The organism is Arthrobacter yangruifuii, assembly GCF_009192775.1.
GTDB lineage: Bacteria > Actinomycetota > Actinomycetes > Actinomycetales > Micrococcaceae > Arthrobacter_B > Arthrobacter_B yangruifuii.
Window position 1 is genome coordinate 1 of record NZ_VTFX01000009.1, and the last position, 2361, is coordinate 2361.

The 2361-nt window shown below is 62.9% G+C and carries 1 protein-coding gene; it reads right to left on the bottom strand.

Annotation, left to right across the window (positions count from 1 at the left end; all coding sequences use genetic code 11):
- Nucleotides 1-222 precede the first annotated feature (222 nt).
- Complete coding sequence (locus GD627_RS16420; protein WP_194266088.1) at nucleotides 223-1704, bottom strand: thioester domain-containing protein; 1482 nt, start codon at nucleotides 1702-1704, stop codon at nucleotides 223-225.
- Nucleotides 1705-2361: the final 657 nt, after the last annotated feature.

Below are 2361 nucleotides of genomic sequence, written 5' to 3' on the forward strand. Positions count from 1 at the left end.
TTTCCGCCGGCCCCGCGAAGGGCGCGCACCGGTTGGACTCAGGTTTTTTGGTGGGTTTGGCCGCCATGCTCGGGCGCTTTTCCAGCGTCCCGGCCGCGGCGACTTAGAAGACTTTACACAGGTTTGCGCCCCGCTGCAACTCGCCGGGAGACGCTGGAGCCGGCACCCCTTCCGGGGGCCGGCTCCAGCTAGGTGTCGCGGCTCAGGCCTGGCATCCCAGGATTAGCTGCGGCGCTTCCGCATGGATCCGAAGATCAACAGCGATCCGGCCAGCACGGCACCCCCTGCTGCTGTAGCCATGGCGGCGGTGTCCTCCGCCCCGGTCCGCGGGAGCCTTTCGGTGACCGGCACCGGCGCGTATTCGTTAACCACCTCGGCTGTCTGTACCTGCCCCGGCAGGATGGTGACCTCTGCCGTACCCGAAGACTGGACAGTGACGTCTTCATTCACCCCGGACGTCGGCTCCGAGACCCGGCACATCACTCCAGCCGGAATGCCTTCGTACAGCTGGGTGAAGGTGCCGGCCGTGGTCCCCGCCGGGATAGTGACGGTTTCATCGATGAGTCCGTCTCCACACTGGACATGGAGCACAACGGCATCCTGCAGGCCTGCCCCCGAACCGACGATGGTCTTGGCCACCACGAGGTTGCCTGGATTGAATTCCACATTGTTCGTGACCTCCAGGACGTTCTCTCCCTCGGCGATCGTGACCGGCTCCGGGAGTACGGGCGTTACCGTCACCTCCGTGGTCGACCCGGTGACCTCTTCCGTTACGGCACACACTGTCCCTACCGGCAGGCCAGTCACTGTTTCGCTTACGCCCGTTGCCGTCCCGGCAGGAATATCGAACACGAAGGCACCCGCCGCACCGCAGTCCACCGTCAGCGTGATGGCGCCCTGGCTACCCACTGCGCCGCCGGCAAACGTCTTATTCACCAGGAGATTTCCGGCTACGAAGAACTCCGCCGTCGCCTGGGCGGAGGCGTTCAGCTCCGTGGTCACGGCAAGGATGAGCCGTTGAGCGTCCTCCCGGCCCGGATCACTGCGGTCATAGAGGTATACGCTGCCGGTCTGGACCGTGACGGATGCGCGGGCGCTGAGGACTCCCGGTGTAGTTGATTCCGGTGGCCCACCCACCCAGATCTGGGTCCCCGAAGGCACTGTGCTCGGGTTCGCCAGGGGTGCGGTCCCCGCGGCGTCGGTGTACATGGTGTAACCAGTGGGCACGGAGACCGAAAGTTCCGCCGCACCTTCCGCCGCTACCGTGTAGGGGCCGGCCGGGCTTCCCACCGGAGCCGCAGCACTGGCCGGAGTGATGGTGACGTCGGGGGCCGGCGGTTCCAGGAGGGGTCCGTTTGCCTGGGCATCGGCAACGATCGCCTCAACGGCCGGCCTGATATCCGTCTGGGCAGTATTGACCAGGTATCCGTCCGTGAAGTACCAGATGGCAGCCTGGACAGCTGCAGCCTGTTGGTTGGTCGTCAAACCGGCAGGGAGCGCGGGATTCGCCGGATAATAATTGTTGAGGATGTAATTCACGTAGCCGATATTGGGTACGTTCGATTCCTCCCATGTTCCGTTGACGTAGCCGACGCCGTCGGTCGTCACCACCCGGATGTTGATGCAGTACATCTGTCCAACTGCAGTCGGGTCATCGACGTCAGCAGTGGTAATGATGCCGGAAAAGTGGTCAGACGTAGGCACACCCACTGGATTTTCAGCCGGATACGGTGCCAGCGGATCCGGAATAGTCGGAGTCGCGGCAAGGAAGCCTCGAATATTTTCGCCCGGGCCGGTCCCGGTCATCTCAATATCTGAGTTTGGGCCGGCTACCGGCGCTGGGGCATTGTCCGGCGGTGAGTACACCGCGTTTGCGGGAGCGGCGAATGGGACAAGCAGCAGTGCGGCCGCAGCCGCCATGCCCATCATTGCTGCTCGCAGCTTCCGCTCATGTTGTGCCCGTCGGCGCAGGCCAGACGGAAGGAGATTGCTCATAAGGTCGCCCTATTCCAATCGCTCGTACTGGCTTCTGCGAGTGATGAAGCCGACAGCTGTTGTTCAACGTGCTGGTGGGCACACTACGTTTCGAGATGCGCAAAGGGCTAGGAGAAATGGCCACCTCTTCAACTTCCGGCCAGAGAAGGCCGACAAGTATTGACTACGGTGCTCCGTATACCAGCTGCCGGCCTGGTTAAACAGGAAAGGCCCGCACCGACACCGGTACAGGCTCATCCTGTGGGTTAAACAGGTCAGGCCCCGCACACATGGTGCGGGGCCTGACCCTCTCAACAAAAATTGTCCGGCGGTGACCTACTCTCCCACATCCTCCCGGATGCAGTACCATCGGCGCTGTGGGTCTTA